Origin of the sequence: Amycolatopsis sp. cmx-11-12, from assembly GCF_046269425.1 — a bacterium.
GTDB lineage: Bacteria > Actinomycetota > Actinomycetes > Mycobacteriales > Pseudonocardiaceae > Amycolatopsis.
This window is the reverse complement of record NZ_JADNQM010000029.1, coordinates 63,283-83,467: the sequence shown is the minus strand read 5'-3', so window position 1 is coordinate 83,467 and position 20,185 is coordinate 63,283. Positions and strand designations below refer to the sequence as shown.

Sequence of the window (20,185 nt, the reverse complement as noted above, 5' to 3'; positions counted from 1 at the left end):
CGCGGTAAGGAACCTGTCAGAACAGCAGCGGCAGGAGCGCGTGACGGCGCTTGAGGACGGCGCCGTACCGCGCGTCGATGCGCATCCACGAATCCGTCGCGGTGACCCGGACGACGTCGTCGGCGATCGACGAGTCGAGGAAACCCATCCCGGACAGCGCGAACAGGCACCGCATCTGGACCTTGATCTCCAGCTCGTTGCCCGAAACGGTGAGCACCGCCTGGTCCATCAGCGAAGCGGGCGGGTTGCCGTGCGGGCCGACGTTGTCACGGGCCAGCGTGACACCGCGATCGGCCAGTTCGGAGATCACCGTCGCCGGCAGTTCGTCCACCAGCTGCCAGCGTCCCGCCGCGGGCAGTTCGGAGTGCCACATCAGGTCGCGGGCCGGACCCGGATCCATCCGCTCGCCGCCCGCGATGGTCAGCGCGGCGAGCAACTCGTTCCCGGACACCGTGACGTCCGACGGCGTGACGTCGCCGGCGACCGCCCTGGTGGCGAGGACCTCGAACGGGGTCGCGCTCCACGCCTCGACGACGCCGTCACCACGCTGCCGCAACCGCACCAGCGTGTTCTGGTCGAGCCGGACCGCCCTGGCCACGAACGCGCCGAGCGTTTCGCGGTCGCCCGCGTCCGGGATGACGAGCTCAGGCATCCGCGAACCCCTTCTCCAGGAAGGCGCGTTCGTCCTCGGTCAGCCGGCGGGGCCGCTCCGACCCGGTGTCGAACGGTGCGAGCACCGTCTCCGCGGTGACCGCGACCTTGTCGGCCTCGGCTGGCCCGTTGTGCACCCGGTAGCCGAGGGTGAAGCTGGCGTGCTTCAAGTCCTTCAACGAGATCTCCACCCGGATGTCCTGATCGGACACCACGATCGGCGAACGGTAATGGACGGCCAGCTTCACCACCACGATGCCCTTGGGCAGTTCGGTGAGCCCGGCCCGGACGGCGTCCCCGAACAGCAGGGGAATCCGTGCCTCCTCGAGCAGGGTCACCATGTTCGCGTGGTTGACGTGCCCGTAGACGTCCATATCCGACCAGCGCGGCCGGATCAGGGAAATGTAGCTCACTACCGCACCGTGCTCCGGATCTGCCTCGCCGCCACCGACAGCGTCGCCAGGTCGAGCTTGCCGAACTGGCTGATCTCGTCCAGCGCGACGCGGGCCCGCTGCAACCGCGACGCGTTCGCCTGTTCCCAGTGCGCGATCTTCTCGTCCGGGCCGGTGCCCGAATCGCTGTACTTCAACGCGTCCAGGGTGATCGCCCGCAGCGAGCCGTACACGTCGTCCCGCAGCGCGAGCCGCGCGAGCGCGTGCCAGCGGTTGCCGCGTTCGAGACCGCTGATCGACGTCAGCATCTTGTCGACGCCGAGGTGGTCCGACAGCGCGTAGTACAGGCCCGCGGTCTCCGACGGGGTGTGCACCGCGTCGATCCCCGCCTGCTGCTCGGCCATCTCCGCGACGTCGGTGACGTCGAGCAGGCCGAAGGTGTGCAGCAGGAGCGCCACGCGCTGCGCCAGTTCCGCCGGGACACCCTTCTCCATCAGTCGCTCGGTGTTCGCGTCCACCGACGCGCACTCGACACCGCGGAGCAGCTCGTGCGCCCGCGGGGCCAGCTCGCCGACGACCCGGCCGAACCGGTTGATCTCGGCGAGCGGGGCGAGGGGCTGCGGCCGGTTGGTGAGGAACCAGCGGGCGGCCCGGTCGAGCAGCCTGCGGGTCTCCAGCATCATCTCGTCCGCGACCTCGGTCGGCACGACGTTGTCCAGCGCGTCGATCTGCGCCCACAGCGAGGGCAGGTCGTACACGTGGGTGACCACGGCGTACGCGCGGACGGCGTCGGTCGCGGTCGCGTTCATCTCCTCCATCAGGCGGAAGACGTAGGAGATCCCGGCGCCGTCGACGACCTCGTTGGCCACCATCGTCGTGATGATCTCGCGCTTCAGCGGGTGCTGGAAGATCGCGTCGCCGAAGCGCTCCCGAAGCGGCTTCGGGAAGTACTCGGGCAGACGACGTGAGAACACCTCCGAGTCCGGCAATTCGCTCGCCAGCAACTCGTCCTTGAGGTCGAGCTTGACGTGCGCCATGAGCGTCGCCAGCTCCGGCGACGTCAGGCCCTCGCCCGCCTTCTCCAGCGCGCGGAACTCCGCCGAGCTCGGCAGCGCTTCGAGCTTGCGGTCGAAGGCGCCCTTCGCGACCAGTGCCGCGACGAGCCGCTGGTGCACCGAGACCATCGGCCCGGCGTGCGCCCGGCTGACGCCGAGCACGGCGTTCTGCCGGTAGTTGTCGGCCAGCACCAGCTCGCCGACCTCGTCGGTCATCTGCTCCAGCAGTTCGTTGCGCTGCCCGGCGTCCAGTGATCCGGCCGAGACCAGGTGGTCCAGCAGGATCTTGATGTTGACCTCGTGGTCGGAGCAGTCGACGCCCGCCGAGTTGTCGAGCGCGTCGGTGTTGATCTTGCCGCCGGTGCGGGCGAACTCGATCCGGCCGAGCTGCGTCAGCCCCAGGTTCCCGCCCTCGCCGACGACCTTGACGCGGAGCTGCTTCCCGTTGACGCGCAAGGCGTCGTTGGCCTTGTCACCCGCGTCCGCGTGGGTCTCGTTCTCGGCCTTGACGTAGGTGCCGATGCCGCCATTCCACAACAACTCGACCGGGGCCAGCAGGATCGCCTGCATGAGATCGTTCGGCGCCAGCTTCGTGACGTCCTCGCCTAGGCCGAGCGCCTCGCGGACCTGAGGACTGACCGGGATCGTCTTCGCGTACCGCGAGTAGATTCCGCCGCCCTCGCTGATGAGCGAGCGGTCGTAGTCCTCCCATGACGAACGCGGCAGGTCGAACAGCCTGCGGCGCTCGGCGAACGACGTCGCCGAGTCCGGGTTCGGGTCGAGGAAGATGTGCAGGTGGTTGAAGGCGGCCACGAGCCGGATGTGCTCCGAGAGCAGCATTCCGTTGCCGAAGACGTCGCCCATCATGTCGCCGATGCCGACGACGGTGAAGTCCTCGGTCTGGGCGTCCTTGCCCAGCTCGCGGAAGTTGCGCTTGACGCTCTCCCAAGCACCCTTCGCGGTGATGCCCATGGCCTTGTGGTCGTAGCCGACCGAGCCACCGGAAGCGAAGGCGTCGCCGAGCCAGAACTTGTAGTGCGCCGAGACCTCGTTCGCGATGTCGGAGAACTTCGCGGTGCCCTTGTCCGCCGCGACCACGAGATAGCTGTCGTCGCCGTCGTGGCGGACCACGTCGGGCGCCGGCACGGTCTTGCCCTCGACGCGGTTGTCGGTCACGTCCAGCAGGCCGGAGATGAACATCCGGTAGCAGGCGATGCCCTCGTTCAGCTGGGCATCACGGTCCAGGCCCGGGTCACCGGTGGCCGTCGGCGGGCGCTTCACGACGAAGCCGCCCTTCGCGCCGACAGGAACGATGACCGCGTTCTTGACCGCCTGTGCCTTGACCAGGCCGAGGATCTCCGTGCGGAAGTCCTCCCGGCGGTCGGACCACCGCAGACCACCGCGCGCGACGTCACCGAAACGCAGGTGCACACCCTCGATCCGGGGCGAGTACACGAAGATCTCGTACTTCGGCCGCGGCTCGGGCAGTTCGGGCACCGCGCTCGGGTCGAGCTTGAGCGCCAGGTACTGCCGGGAGTTCCCGTCCCCGTCGGTGACGTGGTAGTTCGTGCGCAGCGTGGCGAGGATGACCGCCATCAGCCGTCGCAGGATCCGGTCCTCGTCGAGGCTGGTCACCTCGTCGACCAGCTTGCCGATCTCGGCGGTGAGCTGATCGGTCTGCGACGCGCGGACCTCGGCGCCGAGCGAGAGGTCGAAGCGGGTCTCGAACAGCCGCACCAGCGCGGTGGCGATGTCCGTGTGCGCGAGGACGGTGTTCTCGATGTACTCCTGCGAGAACGGGATCTTCGTCTGGCGCAGGTACCGCGAGTAGGCCCGCAGGATGGCCGCCTGGCGCCAGGTGAGCCCGGCGCGCAGGACGAGACCGTTGAAGCCGTCGACCTCGCAGTCGCCGCGCCAGGCGGCGAGGAACGCGTCCTGGAAGCGGGTGCGGAGGTCGTGGTCGGCGTGGTCGAGCACCTGCGGGTCGATCCGCAGGCCGAAGTCGTAGATCCACGACCGGCCGCCGTCCTCGCGGCGCAGTTCGTACGGCCGCTCGTCGACGACCTCCACGCCCATCCGCTGCAGGACCGGGAGCACCTGGGAGAGGGTGACGCCCTCGCCGCGCAGGTACAGCTTGAAGCGCCGCTCCCCCGGCTCGGCGTCGGCGGGCAGGTAGAACGACATCGAGAGGTCGCCCTCGTCGGTCAGCGACTCCAGGGCACGGAGGTCGGCGAGCGCTTCGAGCGCGCTGAAGTCCTCCTTGTAACCCTCGGGGAACACCGCGGCGAAGCGCTGGCCTTGTTCACCCGCGGACTCCTCGCCCAGCAGGCCGATCGCGACGCCGCTGTCGCCGGCGCGCTCACGGCGCTCGGCGAGGATCGCCTCGACCATCCGGTCGTCCCAGCCGCGGACGGCTTCGTTGAGCCGTTCCTGGATGCGCAGGGTGTCCGGCTCGGACCGCTGAGAGGGATCGGTGTGCACGATGAAATGCACCTGCGCGAGCACGGTTTCCCCGATGCGCGCGCTGTATTCCAGTTGCGTGCCTTCGAGTTCTTCGAGCAGGACCTCCTGCATGGCGAGCCGCGAACGGGTCGTGTAGCGGTCGCGCGGGAGGTACACGAGGCAGGAGTAGAAGCGGCCGTACGGGTCACGGCGCAGGAACAGCCGCAGTCGTCTGCGATCCGACAGCGTGATCGCGCCGGTCGTCGTGGAGTACAGCGAGTCGGTGTCGGCCGAGAACAGGTCCGCGCGCGGCCAGTTCTGCAGCACTTCGAGCATCCGCTGGCCGGAGAAGGACTCCATCGGGAAGCCGGCGCGGTGGATGACCTCGCGAACCCGGTTGCACACCACCGGGATGTCCAGCACGTTCTCGTGCAGGGCGGTGGTGGTGAACATGCCGAGGAAACGGTGTTCGCCGGTGACGGTTCCCTTGTCGTCGAACGTTTTCACGCCGACGTAGTACGGGTAGACCGGGCGGTGCACTGTGGACGGCGCGCTGGCCTGTGTCAGCACCAGCAACGTCGGCGCGAGCGCGGACGCCGCCGTGTCGGGACCGGCGGTGAGGCTGCGCGCGGCCAGGCTGTCCTGGCGCAGCACGCCCAGCCCGGTCGCGAGTACCGCGCGCAAGGCGGGCTCGTCGTTGTCCGGATGCGGGTTGTCGATCAGCTCGTAGCGGCGGTAGCCGAGGAAGGTGAAGTGACCGTCGGCGAGCCAGCGCAACAGCCGGGCACCTTCGGCAATCTCGCGCGAGGACAGCTGCGGCGGGTTCTCGTCCAGCTCGTCGGCGAGACGACGCGCCGTCTCCGCCATCTTGTCGGTGTCCTCGACGACCTCACGCACGTCACCCAGCACCGACGAAAGCCTGTTGTCCAGCTCGCGAGCGCGCGTCGGGTCGGTCACCAGGTCGATCTCGATGTACATCCACGACTCGGCCGCCGAATTCGACGGCGGCTCGGCCGGATCGGCGTCCGGGTGGACCGCCAGCAACTCGCCGGTCAGATCGCGGCTGACCACGACGATCGGGTGCACGATGCGCTGCACCTGCACCCCGTCACGGGCGAACTCGGCCGCGACGGAATCCACGAGGTAGGGCATGTCGTCCGTGACGACCTGCACGACGGTGGCCTCACGCGTCCAGCCGTCTTCCGGCCCCGTCGGGTTCAGCAGGCGCACGGCGGGACGGCCGGGCATCCGGTCCTTGGCCAGCTGGAGGTGCGAACGGACGGCGCCGACGAGGTCGACCGGGTCGTCACCGAGGATCTCTTCAGCGGGGATGTGCCGGTAGTACAGGCGGATCAGGTCGCCGATCTCCGGGGCGTACGCCGCGGCGGCGTCGATCAGGTCGTCCCGGATCTGCTCCGGGTTCGCCGACCGGCGCCGGGCGCCCTCTTCGGTGCCGACATCTTTTCCGGGCAGGGACGAGACTCCCGTCGAGCTCATTTGAGGCAACTCTCCACTGTAGCGAGATTGACACCGCGACCGGCACGACTCTGTACCGGCCCAGACCCAACCTACAGCTCCTGACAGTCGGCTCCACAAGGCCGGGTCATTCCCGCCCGGCGAAGATTTCCCTGCTCAGATACCGGAATCGCCGTGATCGGTTCAGCTACTGACGGGTCACATAGCCGGTCTGTCCGGCCCTGCCCACACCCTGCCGCACCGGGGTGACCAGCACCCCTTGTCGATCGGCCGAACGACGGGCGACCTCACCCGGCCGACTGAATCGTTCAAGCCAGGCTCGGGCTTGCTCTCGCTCCGAAGCAAGGGACCTTTGCTCTCGCGGTCAGTCGCTGCCGTTGGTGCGGTGCCGGTCGCGGCCGTTGACCGGACGCTTTCCCGAGTCCTGGGAGCCGAGTTGTTTCACGAGCGCGGCGGCGCTCGCGGTCCCCGCCTGGTGCTCGGCGAGCGCACGGGCGAGCAGGTCGGCGAGACCGGCGTCCGGCGGCGGCTCGTCCTCCGCGATCGCGCGGGCGTAGCTCTCCGGGAACGGTGTGATGGGCCGCCAAGAGCCGGTGTCGGTCAACGGGTCCAGCGCCGGCGGCATCCGCAGGCGCGGCAGCCACGGATCCGCGACCTCTTCCTTGGCGCCCTTCCGGGGGCTTTCCGGGGTGCTTTCCGGGGCCGGGACGCCGAACGACGGCGTCGGGTCTTCCCGAGGCGGCGGTGCGAGCGGGACCGCGGGTTCGCTGTACTCCACCGGAGGCTGTTCCCGGCGGGTGCGTCCGGTATCGGCGGGTTCTTCGGCGACAGGCACGGGATCCCCGGTGTTGTCCGCACGGCGACGGCCACCGCCGTGCCCGCCGGTGCTCGAGATCCCGAGCCTGTCCAGCACCGATTTCGCCGCCACGGAACCGTGTTCGGCGTCGTGCCTGGTCGTGCGCGAAACGGGCGCGGCGGACCGGCGGACTCGCTCCTCGGCCGCCCACTCGTCGCTCTCCCACAACGGGGCGGCGGTCCCCGGCGGACGCGGCGCTTCGACCTCCGCCGCGATCCGCGGCCGGGGTTCGGCGGCGGGTTCGGGAGCCAGAAGCAGTTCCGGGACAACGGGTTCCGGAGCGGGCACGGGTGCCGGTTCCTCGTACCGCACCGGTACCTCGGGTCGCCGCCGCCGCGCGGCCGGGATCGGTGTTTCGGGCCAGGCGACCGAGGGGTCCGGAGCAACGGTCTCGCGGGCGGCGGTCTCGCGAGGGGCGGTCTCGCGGGCGGCGGGCGCCTCCGGACGGCTGCGCCGCCCGGGCTCCGGCTCGGGACGCGATGTCGGCTCAGGGCGCGACGCAGGCTCCGGTTTCGGAGGCGGCGGCATCAGTTTCGGTGCGGCGGGTTCGCTCTTGGGCTCGAACCTGATCGTGGGCTTGGGTTGCTCAGGTTTCTTCGGCACCCTGCGACGCCAGTCGCTGTCGGACGCCGCGGCTTCACGAGACGGCTCCGGCCGCGACGGCGGCTTCAGCACCGGAGCTTCCGTCTTTTCCGCGGCCGGGGCCACGGAAGGTTCCGCCGGACGCGGAGGCTCGGCGGGGCGCGGAGGCTCGACCGGCATGGTCCGCACCGGCGCGGGCTCCGCCTGCCTGCTGTGCCGCACGGGCTGCGGCGGTTCACGACGAACCGGAGGCTCGGACGCGGCCCGCTTCGGGGGCGCCGCGTCGATCGGCGCCATCACCGCGGTCACCTCCGCCGGAGCCGGCGCGGGTGCCGCAGGGACGGTCGACCGCGCGGCGACGACCCGCAGGACGTCGTCGAGGTCGACCGCGGCGTTCTCGGCCGCGCCGAACTCCCCAAGGAGGACGTTGCAGGCCTGCCTGCGCGCGCGGGCGTGCAGGTGCTCAGCGGCACGGGACCGGTGGAGGCAGCCGATGGCCTCCTCGGCCCGGCCGAGCCGCTCCTCGATCTGCGCGAGTTCCAGCCACAGCCGTGCCGTGACGGCGTGCAGGTTGTGGCCCTCGGTCCCGGCGACCGCTTCGCGCACGAGCATGCCCGCGGCTTCCCCGGATCCCGCGGGCAGCAGGACACGACTGGCCACCGCCAGCCGCAGCCACGCGGCCGGCGAGATCCCGGCGGCCCGAACGGGCGCGTCGAGGACCGGCTGCGCAACCTCCATCGCCATCGCCGTGTCGCCCCGGTCCAGCAACGTGCACACGAGTTGCAGGATCAGCCGGATCCGGACGAGGCCTCCGTCGTCGTCGGGATTTCCGAGCTTTTCGAGCATGCCCAGTCCGGTCCGCGCGGCGTCGGCCGCCGACGTCAGATCGCCGTGACGACGACGGTGCGCCGACACCCCGACCCGCAGCAACGCGCGGATCAGCAGCTGCGAATCCGCCGTCATCGAGCCGTCGCCGAGCACGAGCTTGTCCGCCTCGGCGAGCACCCGGTCCAGCTCCGCCTTGCGGCCGAACTGCGCCAGGCAGCCGACGAGGTGACACATCGCTTCGGCCCGGTGCACCGGTGAGACCGACGGATCCGCCAGCAGCGGACGCAATGCGGCCAGCCCGGTCAGCGGGATGCCGACGCTGCGCGCGCAGACCGCGAGGTCGATCCTCAGCCGAGCGGCGATGTCGCCGTAACCCGCGTGCTCGGCGGCACGCAGGGCGGCCACCGCCCGGCCGACCGTCCGGGGACGACCACCGAGCCGCACCCGGGCGGTCACGACGAGGCTCTCCGCGCGGATCCACTGCTCGTCGGCACCGGCCGCCTCGGCGAGCGCGGCCGCGCGCTCCCCGAGGACGAGGGCGAGTTCGGGCGCCCTCAGGTGCAGGGCGTCCGCTCGTTCGATCAGCCTGCCGACAGCGGACAGGGTTCCCCCGGTGGCAGCCGTCCGCCCACCCACCATGGTGGTGGGCGAGCCCGGCCGTTGGCGCTTGCTGGCTTCCACGGGGAACCCCCGGCCCTCAGTCGCGGGTCAGCTTGCGATGGGTGACGCGGTGCGGACGAGCCGCCTCGGCACCGAGGCGCTCGACCTTGTTCTTCTCGTAGCCCTCGAAGTTACCTTCGAACCAGAACCATTGCGAGGGGTTCTCGTCGGTGCCTTCCCAGGCGAGGATGTGCGTCGCGACCCGGTCGAGGAACCACCGGTCGTGCGAGATGACCACGGCGCAGCCGGGGAACTGCTCGAGAGCGTTCTCCAGCGAACCAAGGGTCTCGACGTCCAGGTCGTTCGTCGGCTCGTCGAGCAGGATCAGGTTCCCGCCCTGCTTGAGGGTCAGCGCCAGGTTCAGCCGGTTGCGCTCACCACCGGAGAGCACGCCCGCGGGCTTCTGCTGGTCCGGGCCCTTGAAACCGAACGCGCTGACGTAGGCACGCGAGGGCATTTCGGTCTGCCCGACGTGGATGTAGTCCAGCTTGTCCGAAACCACCTCCCATACCGTCTTCTTCGGGTCGATCCCGCCACGGTTCTGGTCCACATAGGACAGTTTGACCGTCTCGCCGATCTTGACCTGGCCGTCGTCCGGCTCCTCGAGCCCGACGATCGTCTTGAACAGGGTCGTCTTGCCGACACCGTTCGGCCCGATCACGCCGACGATGCCGTTGCGCGGCAGGTCGAACGACAGCCCGTCGATCAGCACCCGGTCGTCGAAACCCTTGCGCAGCTTCTCGACCTCGACGACCACGCTGCCCAGCCGGGGCCCCGGCGGGATCTGGATCTCTTCGAAATCGAGCTTGCGGTACTTGTCCGCCTCCGCGGCCATCTCCTCGTAGCGGTCGAGCCGGGACCGCGACTTGGTCTGACGCGCCTTGGCGTTGGACCGGACCCATTCGAGCTCGGACTTCAGCCGCTTCGCGAGCTTGGCGTCCTTCTTGCCCTGGATGGCGAGACGCTCACCCTTCTTCTCCAGGTACGTCGAGTAGTTGCCCTCGTAGCCGACGACACGGCCGCGGTCGAGCTCCATGATCCACTCGGCGACGTTGTCCAGGAAGTACCGGTCGTGGGTGACGGCGAGGACGGCGCCGGCGTAGTTCGCGAGGAACTGTTCCAGCCACAGCACGCTTTCGGCGTCCAGATGGTTGGTGGGCTCGTCGAGGAGCAGCAGGTCGGGCGCGGACAGGAGCAGCTTGCACAGCGCGACCCGGCGGCGCTCACCACCGGAGAGGTGCGTGACCGGCTCTTCCGGCGGCGGACAGCGCAGGGCGTCCATCGCCTGCTCCACCGCGGAGTCGATCTCCCACGCGTCGGCGTGGTCGAGGTCCTCCTGGAGCTTGCCCATCTCCTCCATCAGCTCGTCGCTGTAGTCGGTCGCCATCAGCTCGGCGACCTCGTTGAAGCGGTTGAGCTTGACCTTGATGTCGCCAAGGCCCTCTTCGACGTTCTCGCGGACGGTCTTTTCCTCGTTGAGCTCCGGCTCCTGCATGAGGATGCCGACGCTGGCGCCAGGCTGGAGGAAGGCTTCGCCGTTACTGGCCTGCTCGATCCCCGCCATGATCTTCAGAACGGTGGACTTACCCGCGCCGTTCGGCCCCACCACGCCGATCTTGGCGCCGGGGTAGAACGCGGTGCTGACGTCGTCGAGGATGACCTTGTCCCCGACGGTCTTGCGCACCTTCTTCATGGTGTAGATGAACTCGGCCATACAAGCGATCGTAGAGCGAGCCGATCGCGGCCTTGACGGCGGTCACCACCGAACTACCGACGGTCAGCCCGATATCACCGAGGAGCATCGGAATCCTCAAGCCACAGGTGTGTCCTCCAGCGCGGTGACCATGGGATTCCCGGTGGGCGGCGGCGGTAGCGGGATCGCCCTTGGCCGGTCACGCCCGAGCCGCCGGATCTCGGCCGAGCAGCGCGCCAGGTTGGGGCCGATGGAGAAGGCCTCAAGCTCAGGTAGACCGAGAGGTGCCGGGATCTCCTCCGCGGTCTCGGCACCACGCAGCCTCCCGGCCACGATCACCGGATCGCCTTTGCTCAGGCAGGAAAAGGCCGCCATCGCCAGCTTCCGCCAGCAGGTGACCTTGACCGCGAGCTGCCGTCCCTCACCCCATTCCCCTCGTTCCTTGTCGTACCGTCGTTCGACACTCCGCAGGCCGAACGACACGACGTCGTGCCCGTGAATCCGTTCCGGATGGTGGACCGGTTCGCTGGTCAGGTTGCCGATCATGGTCACCCACGTTTCGCCCATCGCCATCACACTCGCCTTTCTCCTCGGTGTTTCCCTTGATCACAGATTGCCTCGGATCAAGGGGCGAAAAAGGACGAGAACCGGATCTGTGGACAACTCCGGGCGTTGTGGGCTTCCTGTGGACAACTCGGGCGGAAGTCGGCGAGCGGGCGGGGAGATGTGGTAGCGCGACGTTTTCGGGTCCGGCCGTGGGTCGCCGGGAGCTTTCCCGCGCGGGTCACGGCCGCTGCCCTCGGTGTCGTGCCGTGTGGTCAGCGTCCCGACCGACCTGGGCCGAGGCTGGCGGTGTTGCAGAAAGTCGTGAAGGCCTCCTTTCCTACGCTCAAGGTAGGGAAGGAGGCCTTCACGGACCTCACCGGTCAAGACACAGCGAGAACTCTAAGAATCCCGCCCCCGGCCCTGATCCGCGAGGTTCTTCAGCATCGCGTTGTAGGCGTTCAGATCCGCGTCGCCTGAGGCGTCTTCGCGGCGATCCCGGCGCCGGGCCTCCCGCTCGTCCTGACGCGCCCACTGCACCAGCAGCGCGACGAGGACCAGCAGGACCGGCAGCTCACCCGACGCCCACGCGATCCCGCCCCCGAGCCGCTGGTCGGTCAGCAGATCGGTGACCCACGGCAGCTTGAGCGACCGGTAGAAGTCCTGGCCGAGCACGGTCTGCATGCCCATCAGCGTGATCCCGAAGAACGCGTGGAACGGCATGGCGGCGAACATCATCCCCAGCCGTCCTAGCGGCGGGAGCCGTCGCGGCGCGGGGTCGACACCGATCACCGGCCAGTAGAAGACGTATCCGGCGAGCAGGAAATGCGCGTTCATCGCCAGATGCGCCCAGTGGTAGTTCAGCGCGGAGTCGAACAGGCCCGAGAAGTACAGGCCGTAGAAGGAACCGACGAACAGCAGCAGCGCGACGATCGGATGCGTCAGGAATCGGGAAAGCGGCGAGTGCACGAAGGCGAGCAGCCACTCACGCGGTCCGGGCGGGGCGTCCTTGCCCGCCGTGGGCAGCGCGCGCAGCGCGAGCGTCACGGGTCCGCCGAGTACGAACAGCACCGGCGCCACCATGGACAGCAGCATGTGGTTGCCCATGTGCACGCTGAACATCGCGGGCGCGTATCGCCCGATGCCGGACGACGTCGCGATCAGCAGCACGAAACAGCCCGCGAGCCACGCGACGGTGCGGCCGGGGGCCCAGGTGTCGCCGCGGCTCCGCAGCCGCCGGAGACCGGCGAGGTACAGCCCGGCGAGAACGATCGCGAGGGTGCCGTAGACGAGGTCGAACCGCCAGTCCGTGAGCAGTCTGAAGACGGTCGGCGGGCCGGAGAGGTCATAGCCGATCAGCAGTTCCGTCGTCGACGGCTGGGTGAACGATTCCTGCGGCGGCGGGGTTTTCGCGAGCCCGGTGGCGATGCCGATCGTGATGAACATGATCAGCACCTCGACCGCGGCGAGCCGCAGCAGCTGCCCGCCGCCCGCGCCGTTCACCAGCCCGGCGACGCCCTTTTGCCGTTGCTGATGCCCGAAGACGCCGAGCAGCAGCAAAGCCACGATCTTCGCGATCACGAGGAGGCCGTAGTCGGTGGTGAACAGGTCGGCGATCCTGATCCGCACCAGCGCGTTGACGAGGCCGGAGACCGCCATCACGATCCAGCAGACCAGCGCCAGCTTGGAGAACCGGGTCGCGGCGAGCTTGAGGTTCTCGCCGCGGCGCCAGCCGAGCGCGAGCAGCGCCACCAGGCCGCCGACCCACAACGCGGCGGCGACCAGGTGGTACAGCAGGCTGTTGGTCGCCATGTCGTGCGAGCCGCCGCTCGCGGAATGCCCGGTGACCGCGACCGGGACCAGGCCGCCGACGGACAGGAAGAACACCACCGTCGTCCAGCCCCAGGTCAGCGCGAGACGGCAGCCGAGCGCGACCAGCAACGCGATCAACGCGGTGAACAGCCAGGCCTTGGGCTGCTCGATGGCGTCCACGAGGTCGATCAGCACCTGCGGCGAGAGGACCTCGGTGAAGGGGCGCCCCGCGCCGTCGGCCGCGGAGAAGAAGATCGACGCGGCGGCGGCGAAGAACCAGACCCAGGCGGCGGCGCCCGCGACGCGGATGGCCGAGTAGCCGTCCGCCGCGAGCGTGCCGGACTTCTGCGGCGGGACGAGGAACGCGGCGAGCAGCAGCGAACCCACGCACAGCACCGAAGCCGCCTCGGCGAGCACCCGGACGACGGTGATGCCGTAACGCGTCACCAGCCCCGGATCCGGCAGGCCCGCGATGACGTAACCGGCGCCACCGGTCAGCGCGACCAGGCCGACGGCCACCACCGCGGCCAGGAGCGCCCCGATCGACACCAGCGGCAGGACACCGGCCTTCCGCGCGGGTGGGGCCGGTTTCGTCTCGGGGTCTGAAGGCACGTCACGAGGGTAAGCCGGACGCGCAAGGGGCAAGATGGCGGCGTGCGGATCATCCTGCTGAGGCACGCCGAGTCACTCGGCAACGTCGACGAACTCGCTTACACGCGGATCCCCGACCACTCCCTCCCGCTGACCGACGCCGGCCGCGAGCAGGCCCGGCAGGTGGGCCCGGAGCTCAGGGAACTCCTCGACGGCGAACGGCCGGCGGTCTACGTCAGCCCGTATCTGCGGACGCGGGAGACGTTGCGGTTACTGGACATCCGCGACGTCTGCGAATGGATCGTGCCGGAGCCGAGGCTGCGGGAACAGGACTGGGGCAACCTCCAGGAACCGCTGGAGCAGGAGGTCCAGAAGCAACGCCGTCACGAATTCGGGCACTTCTTCTACCGGCTCCCGTTCGGCGAGTCCGGCGCGGACGTGGACGACCGGGTCGCGGCCTTCCTCAGCGAGCTGGCGGCCTGCGGCGAAGATCACCCCAAGACCGTGCTGGTCGTCTCGCACGGCCTGACGATCCGGTTGCTGTGCCGCCGTCTCTTCGGCTGGAGCATCGAGCTGTTCGAGTCCCTGTCCAACCCGTCGACCTGCGAATACCGTGTCGTCGAACGCAAAAATGGCGAGTGGACGCTGGACCGCCCGTTCCGCCAATGGCGGGATTCACCCGACGGGGACACGCAGGACTGATTTCAGTTCAGCGGCGCGCAGCGCCCCCTTTGAGGGCGGTGGCGGGGGCATGGATGGAGGAGCGAGGAGCACCACCCTCGTTCCCAGTCCCGGACTGGATTCGATCCGCGCGAAGCCGCCGATTTCCGCCATCCGCGCGATGATCGAGTTTTCGAGGCCGAACCCGCGCCGCCGGTCGCCGACAGCGAAACCGGCGCCGTGATCGCGCACCGTCAGGGAAACCCCGCCACCCATCTCTTCGACGCTGACGACGGCCCGTCTGGTCCCGGAGTGCTTCAGCGTGTTGCGCAAGGCCTCCCTCGCCGCGTCGTGCAGTGCCATTGCGGATTCCTCCGCGAGGTCCGGACCACAGTCGTCCTGGATGACGACCTCGGCCCGCAGGCCCTCGACAGCCATTTCGGCGGCGAGCAGCCGTAGCCGCTGGTGCAGTCCAACCGGCCCCGCCGGTTCGTGCTCGAGGCTGATCCGGAGGCGCATCGCCTGGGCACGGGCGGTGCGACGGACCCGGTCGAGGCTGGCCGCCGGGTCGAGTTCGTCGGCGGGCGCGGGAAGCGCGAACGACTCCATCACCTGGAGGACGGTGTCGTGGACGTCGCGGCGGTGCCGTTCGCGTTCCGCCGCCCTGCCCTGCTGCTCCCCGAATCCGAGCGCGAACCGCATCGACGCGCCGACCAGGCCGACGATCGCGAGGGACGCCACCAGCGCGGTCGCGAGAGTGAGGAAGAGACCGAGCGAGGAGGCCGGGTCCAGCACGGCGTGCAGAACCACCCCGCCGCCGATGACCAGCGACCCCGCCAGCGCACCGCGCAGCAGGGTCCAGATCATCACCGTGCCCATCAGATGGGTCCAGGTGATCGACATGATCGCGATGTCCTGCGCGATCAGCGCGGCGCCCAGGGGCAGGAGCACGGCGGCCCCGGCATCGGCCACCGGCACCAGGCGCGTACCGGCGGGATCGCGGGCGGACCAGCGGAGGATCCAAGCGGCTTCGGCGACGTTCGGCACCAGGTACAGCACCGCGAACGTCCACAGCGCCGACGAACCGCCGGAGCCGGCCGCCCACAGCGCCTCCGCCAGCATCACCAGCCGGAACACCACCGGGCCCAGCACGAGCCGGGGCAACGTGGTCTGCACCAGCCGCGCCGGGATCCCGGGTACCTGGCGACGACCGGTCAGGACCCCTACGCCGCCACCGAGCATCAGCACCCTCACGCCGCTCCTCCCCGGATCAGCCACCCTGAAACAGCGAACGACTCGCATTCATTTCAGTTTACGAGCAATCAGCTTGCCCGGGCCGCGGCGAGGATGTCAACGGGCGACGGGTTCGGACATCTCCTCTCGTTTCGCCGCCCGCGCCGCGGCCAGCGCGGACGGCACGATCAGCGCGGCGGTCAGGCCGACGAACAGGAACGACACCGAAAGCGACGTCACCTGCGCGATTCCGCCGATCAGCGGCGGCCCGGCGAGGAAGCCGGTGTAGGCGATCGCGGTGACGAAGGCGAGTTCCCGCTCGCCTCCGGTGCCGTCGGCGCGTTTGCCGGACGCCCCCGCGAGGCTCAACGCGATCGGGAAGGCCGCGGCCAGCCCGGCACCCGCCAGCGCGAAGCCGACAAACCCGAACACAGGCAGGCTGGCCAGCGCGGCGAGCACGAGCCCTCCCGCGGCGACGCCGGCGCCCACCGCCAGTGCGCGGGTCGCGCCGAAGCGGTTCTGAAGCCAGGCGCCCGCGAGCCTGGCGAGCGCCATGGCCAGGGCGAACCCGGAGTAGGCGAAGGCCGCGGCGCCTTCGCCGACCCCGTGCACGGACGTCATCAGCAGGGCGGACCAGTCCGAACTCGCACCTTCCGCGATCGCCGAGAACAGCGCGATGGCGGCGAGCAGCCAGAGGACAGGACGTTTGATCGGCGGTACCCGCGGCTTCTCGACGGGCCCGGTGTGCGCGGGCCGTGCGCCGGGCACGGCCACGATGACGAAGGCGAGCACCACCAGCGCGGCCAACGCGGCGACGGTGAGATGACGACCCGGCGACCACTGATGCGAAGCCGCGAATCCGGCGGCGACGGAGCCCGCCAGCGCGCCGAAGCTGAACCCGGCGTGCAAGATCGGCATGATGGCCCGCCCGGAACGGCGCTCCACCTCGACGCCCGCGACGTTCATGGCGACGTCCAGCGCGCCGACGCTCGCACCGAGGACGAACAAGGCCCCGGCGAGCATGACGACCGACGTCGAGAAGCCGATCATCGGCAGCGCCACACAGGCGATGATCGTGCTGCCCGCGACCACCGCGCGGGCGCCGTGCCGCTCGATCAGCCGCCCCGAAACCGAGGCCGCGATCAGCATGCCGACGCTGGCACCCAGCAGGGCCAGTCCGAAAACACCCGGTGAGGCGCTCACCCTTTCCGACAACGCCGGAGTCCGCGGCGCCCAGGAGCCGAGCGCGGCCCCGTTGAGCGCGAACACGACGAAAACGGCCGTACGGTCACGCATAAACCCCAGTCCCCTTCCGATTCCTGTTCCCCCAGAATGACTTAAGCGCTTCAGAAAGTCCACCTGTGCCGCCCGGGACTAGACTGCCGCCGTGACCAGCACCCGACGGCGAAGGCCGACGTTGGACGATGTCGCCGACGCCGTCGGGGTGTCGCGTGCGACCGTCTCCAACGCCTACAACCGGCCCGATCAGCTGTCCGCCCAACTGCGCGAAGAGGTGCTGCGCGCGGCCAAGAAAATCGGGTACGCCGGGCCGAACCCGACAGCGCGCAGCCTGGCCACCAGCCGCACCGGCGCGATCGCCGTCCTGCTCGACACGAATCTTTCGACGGCCTTCTCCGATCCGGCGTTGTCGCTCACCCTCGACGCGCTCTCGACCGTCGTCGACCCCGAGGGGCACGCCCTCCTGCTGCTCCCCGGAGACGGCGAGAGCGGCGGCCCGCGCGCGGAGCGGATCCTGACCGCGCAAGCCGACATCGCGGTGGCGTATTCGCTGGCCGACGGTGCGCCGGCGCTGAACGCGGTCCGCGATCGGGGGATGCCGCTGGTGGTGATCGACCAGCCGCGTATCCGCGGTTCCGCGAGGATCGGGGTGGCGGACCGGGCGGGGGCGGCCGCGGCGGCCCGGCATCTGCTCGACCTCGGGCATCGGCGGATCGGGATCTTCTCGGCGCAGTGCCTCTCGGCGCCACGCGGCGGCGAACTGAGCGCGGCGGAGGCCGGGAACAGCCGGTTCCACGACAACCGCGAGCGGATGGCCGGCTACCTGGAGACGCTGGCCGAAGCGGGCGTCCCGGTGGCGGACGTGCCGATCTGGGAGGCGTCCGGACTCTCGGTCGAGGGGGCTCTCCCGAGCGCTTTCGGGCTGCTCGACCGGCATCCGCGGCCGACCGCGCTGTTGTGCATGTCGGACCTGCTGGCGCTGGCGGCGATCTCGGCGGCGAGACACCTCGGGCTGTCCGTTCCGGGTGATCTTTCCGTCGTGGGCTTCGACGACATCCCGCCCGCACGGTGGTCCGAACCACCGCTGACGACGGTCCGGCAGGACCTCGCCGCCAAGGGGCGCGCGGCCGGTGATCTGGTGCTGACCCTGCTGCGCGGGGAAAAGACGCCCGCACCCGCCGAGATCCCCACCGAACTGGTCGTCCGCGAGTCCACCGCGCCCGCTTAGCAGCCGATTTCGGCGGGCGCAATGCGGTTCCGGTGATCTGTGGACAACTCGCCCTGATCGAGCGGCGCACAACTACTTATCCACAGCAGTAGAATTGCGGGCTGACAAAGCCTTCCCGCCGGGTCATCGTGGAATCACACATTCACCGACGGCGATCGAGCCGCCGATCCACGGGGGAGAACCCAGCCATGCAACGACGTTTGACGAACCTGCGCGCACGCCTCCCGCACGTCCTCCTGCTGGCCATGTTCGGCCTGCTGACCAGTACCGGAGTCGCGAGCGCCGCCACCGGGCAGCCCGCACCCGACTGTCAGAAGGGCGAGTTCTGCGTATGGGGCGAAGAATCGTACGGCGGCGCGGTGCACAAATTCGACCTGCGCACCTCCAATCCGGAGGAATGCATTCCCCTGCCTGAAGGGTTCGACGGACATTCGTTCGTGAACCGGTTGAGCAGGGACGTCACGATTTACCAGAGCGAGGAATGCACGACGGAGGGAGATTTCATCACCTATCCGGGTGGCGGCACCTACGTACCCCAGGGGCCGTTCGTGATTCGCGCCCTCAAGATCTGGGACTGACCACCCCGACGGTTCGTGCCGGTCGCTCGCAGAAGAGTCGACTCGCGACCTGCACGAACCCAGGGGCCGCTCCCCCGAAGCGGCCCCGGCCCGTGGGCGCGTCACCCCGCGTCGTGACGCGCTCACGGGCGTTCCAAAAAACGGTGGGCTCGACCTGAAACGATCTGGCGGTGTCAAACGATCGACAGGTTGGCGACGGCTAAGCTGCCGGTGCTGGGCGACACCCAACGTCGCCGACGTCGGCCCTCGTAGCTCAGCTGGATAGAGCAAGAGCCTTCTAATCTCTAGGTCGCAGGTTCAAGTCCTGCCGGGGGCACGTCGCACCTGGTCAAGAGCACATCTTGGCCAGGTATCTCGGCCGCCGCTGGGGCATCGCGCGATGCTCCGGCGGCGACTGCGGGATTACTGGAGAGACCGCGCGCTCCTGACGGAAAAAGATGTCGAAGACTCTCGGTAGTCAGTCACTGTTGCACCGACGGGCTTTCCCCCGAGAAGTGGTCCATCCTCGTCGCCGGTCGCTATAGATTGTGCGCATGTACGTGCCGACGCCGACACAGCACGATCCGCGACCGTCCGCCGGACCGCCCTGGTGGCTGGTCGTCGGGCCCGGATTCGCCGCGCTCATCGGGCTGTTCCTGCTCACCGTGGTCTACCGCTTCGACGGCCGAGCGACCCTGCAAATCGAGCTGGGCATGTCCAACCAGGCCATGCTGCTCAGTGGCCTCGTCGCATACCTCGTCGCGGCCGCGATCGCTTTCCCGGCAGGTCTGTTGCTCGGCGCGCGCTTCCCGACGGCGGTGACCGTGCCCGGGCTCTGTTTGATGCTCCTCGGTGTGGTGCTGATCGCCTTCACCCCTGACAGCGTCCTGTTCCTGGTCGGGCGGGTGCTCAACGGACTCGGCGCGGGTGCGGCCATCGGCGTGACCGTCGCGCTGATCCGGCGGCTCCGCACCGGTCGCGGCGTCGCGGCCGGGGTGATGGCAGGCCTCGGCGTCGTCGCGTTGGCGATCGCACCGTTGCTCGGCGGGCTGCTCTCGGACGCCCTCAGCTTCCGCGTGGTGTACGTGGTAGCCGCGGTGTTCGTGTTCGTCGCGCTCGTCGTCGCCGGAATCATCGGCATCGTCGCGCTGGCGAAGGCGAAGCCGGCGGCACGGCCGATGCCGTACGGCGCGCCGTACCCGCCGCAGGGTCCGCCGCACGCCTGACGCCTGGGCGTCAGCCGCCGAGACTACGCAACGCCATGAGCACTTCATCCGTCACGGCGAGCCGGGCTTCCACCTCGGTCACCTTCGCGGCCACGCGCCGATGCGTCGTGCGACCGCGGGCGCTGAGGTGGACGAGCACCCGGCGCCGGTCGGCGGCGTCGACCTCGCGGTAGGCCTGCGCGGTGGTCACCAGTTTGTCGACGACCCTGGTCAGCGTCGGGGCGGTGGCCAGCGTCCGGTCGGCGAGTTCGGCCATGGCGAGGCCGCCTTTGCCGCTCAGCGCGTCCAGCACCAGCCACTGGTCCAGGGTGAGCCCCTCTTTGACCAGCACCTGCTCCACGTCGGCGGCGACGGCCCTCGCGGCACGGGTGAGCGAGCCGACGAGCGACGGTCCGGCGGTCGTGACGCCGCGTGTCCCCATATCCCGTCCCCTTGCCAAAACCGGACACCCTCGCAATACT

14 protein-coding genes and 1 tRNA gene are annotated in these 20,185 nt (G+C 69.5%); 5 read left to right on the top strand and 10 right to left on the bottom strand.

Annotation, left to right across the window (positions count from 1 at the left end):
* Positions 1 to 16: 16 nt before the first annotated feature.
* The 7 genes from ACLARN_RS31905 to ACLARN_RS31875 all read right to left on the bottom strand — a co-directional run bounded on the left by ACLARN_RS31905 (position 17) and on the right by ACLARN_RS31875 (position 13,602).
* Positions 17 to 652: a hypothetical protein gene (locus tag ACLARN_RS31905; protein ID WP_409495181.1), complete on the bottom strand. Its 636-nt coding sequence runs from the start codon at positions 650 to 652 to the stop codon at positions 17 to 19.
* Positions 645 to 1,064, bottom strand: coding sequence for an acyl-CoA thioesterase (locus ACLARN_RS31900; RefSeq protein ID WP_409495180.1), 420 nt, complete (start codon positions 1,062 to 1,064; stop codon positions 645 to 647). The genes ACLARN_RS31905 and ACLARN_RS31900 overlap by 8 nt, the downstream gene beginning before the upstream one ends.
* Complete coding sequence (locus ACLARN_RS31895; protein WP_409495179.1) at positions 1,064 to 6,037, bottom strand: NAD-glutamate dehydrogenase; 4,974 nt, start codon at positions 6,035 to 6,037, stop codon at positions 1,064 to 1,066. The genes ACLARN_RS31900 and ACLARN_RS31895 overlap by 1 nt, the downstream gene beginning before the upstream one ends.
* 343 nt (positions 6,038 to 6,380) lie before the next feature.
* Positions 6,381 to 8,963: a hypothetical protein gene (locus ACLARN_RS31890; protein WP_409495178.1), complete on the bottom strand. Its 2,583-nt coding sequence runs from the start codon at positions 8,961 to 8,963 to the stop codon at positions 6,381 to 6,383.
* A 16-nt stretch (positions 8,964 to 8,979) separates the two neighbouring features.
* Complete coding sequence (gene ettA / locus ACLARN_RS31885) at positions 8,980 to 10,656, bottom strand: energy-dependent translational throttle protein EttA (RefSeq protein WP_409495177.1); 1,677 nt, start codon at positions 10,654 to 10,656, stop codon at positions 8,980 to 8,982.
* Positions 10,657 to 10,752: 96 nt separating this feature from the next.
* Positions 10,753 to 11,208, bottom strand: a complete 456-nt coding sequence (locus ACLARN_RS31880) for a single-stranded DNA-binding protein (protein WP_409495176.1) — start codon at positions 11,206 to 11,208, stop codon at positions 10,753 to 10,755.
* A 372-nt stretch (positions 11,209 to 11,580) separates the two neighbouring features.
* Positions 11,581 to 13,602, bottom strand: coding sequence for a cytochrome c oxidase assembly protein (locus ACLARN_RS31875; protein WP_409495175.1), 2,022 nt, complete (start codon positions 13,600 to 13,602; stop codon positions 11,581 to 11,583).
* Positions 13,603 to 13,644: 42 nt separating this feature from the next.
* Here ACLARN_RS31875 and ACLARN_RS31870 point away from each other — a divergent pair, with 42 nt between their 5' ends.
* Positions 13,645 to 14,283 carry a histidine phosphatase family protein gene (locus ACLARN_RS31870; protein WP_409495174.1) on the top strand — a complete coding sequence of 213 codons (639 nt, stop codon included), beginning with the start codon at positions 13,645 to 13,647 and terminating at the stop codon, positions 14,281 to 14,283.
* Here ACLARN_RS31870 and ACLARN_RS31865 read toward each other — a convergent pair.
* Positions 14,257 to 15,489, bottom strand: a complete 1,233-nt coding sequence (locus tag ACLARN_RS31865; protein ID WP_409495216.1) for a sensor histidine kinase — start codon at positions 15,487 to 15,489, stop codon at positions 14,257 to 14,259. The two genes, ACLARN_RS31870 and ACLARN_RS31865, sit on opposite strands and share 27 nt — an antisense overlap.
* A 102-nt stretch (positions 15,490 to 15,591) precedes the next feature.
* Positions 15,592 to 16,770 (bottom strand): MFS transporter, encoded by a 1,179-nt coding sequence (locus ACLARN_RS31860; protein WP_409495173.1) that lies wholly within the window; start codon positions 16,768 to 16,770, stop codon positions 15,592 to 15,594.
* Positions 16,771 to 16,891: 121 nt separating this feature from the next.
* Here ACLARN_RS31860 and ACLARN_RS31855 point away from each other — a divergent pair, with 121 nt between their 5' ends.
* The 4 genes from ACLARN_RS31855 (at position 16,892) to ACLARN_RS31840 (ending at position 19,724) form a co-directional block, all read left to right on the top strand.
* A complete protein-coding gene (locus tag ACLARN_RS31855; protein ID WP_409495215.1) occupies positions 16,892 to 17,941 on the top strand; it encodes a LacI family DNA-binding transcriptional regulator in 1,050 nt (349 codons plus the stop codon).
* A gap of 188 nt (positions 17,942 to 18,129) precedes the next feature.
* Entirely contained in the window at positions 18,130 to 18,519 is a 390-nt protein-coding gene (locus ACLARN_RS31850; RefSeq protein WP_409495172.1) for a peptidase inhibitor family I36 protein, read from the top strand.
* A gap of 242 nt (positions 18,520 to 18,761) precedes the next feature.
* Positions 18,762 to 18,835: transfer RNA gene (locus tag ACLARN_RS31845), tRNA-Arg, on the top strand.
* Between the two features lie 217 nt (positions 18,836 to 19,052).
* Positions 19,053 to 19,724, top strand: a complete 672-nt coding sequence (locus ACLARN_RS31840) for an MFS transporter (RefSeq protein WP_409495171.1) — start codon at positions 19,053 to 19,055, stop codon at positions 19,722 to 19,724.
* Positions 19,725 to 19,734: 10 nt separating this feature from the next.
* Here the strand turns inward: ACLARN_RS31840 and ACLARN_RS31835 are convergent, their stop codons facing one another.
* On the bottom strand, positions 19,735 to 20,145 hold the full coding sequence (locus tag ACLARN_RS31835) for a MarR family transcriptional regulator (RefSeq protein ID WP_409495170.1): 411 nt from the start codon (positions 20,143 to 20,145) through the stop codon (positions 19,735 to 19,737).
* Positions 20,146 to 20,185 lie beyond the last annotated feature (40 nt).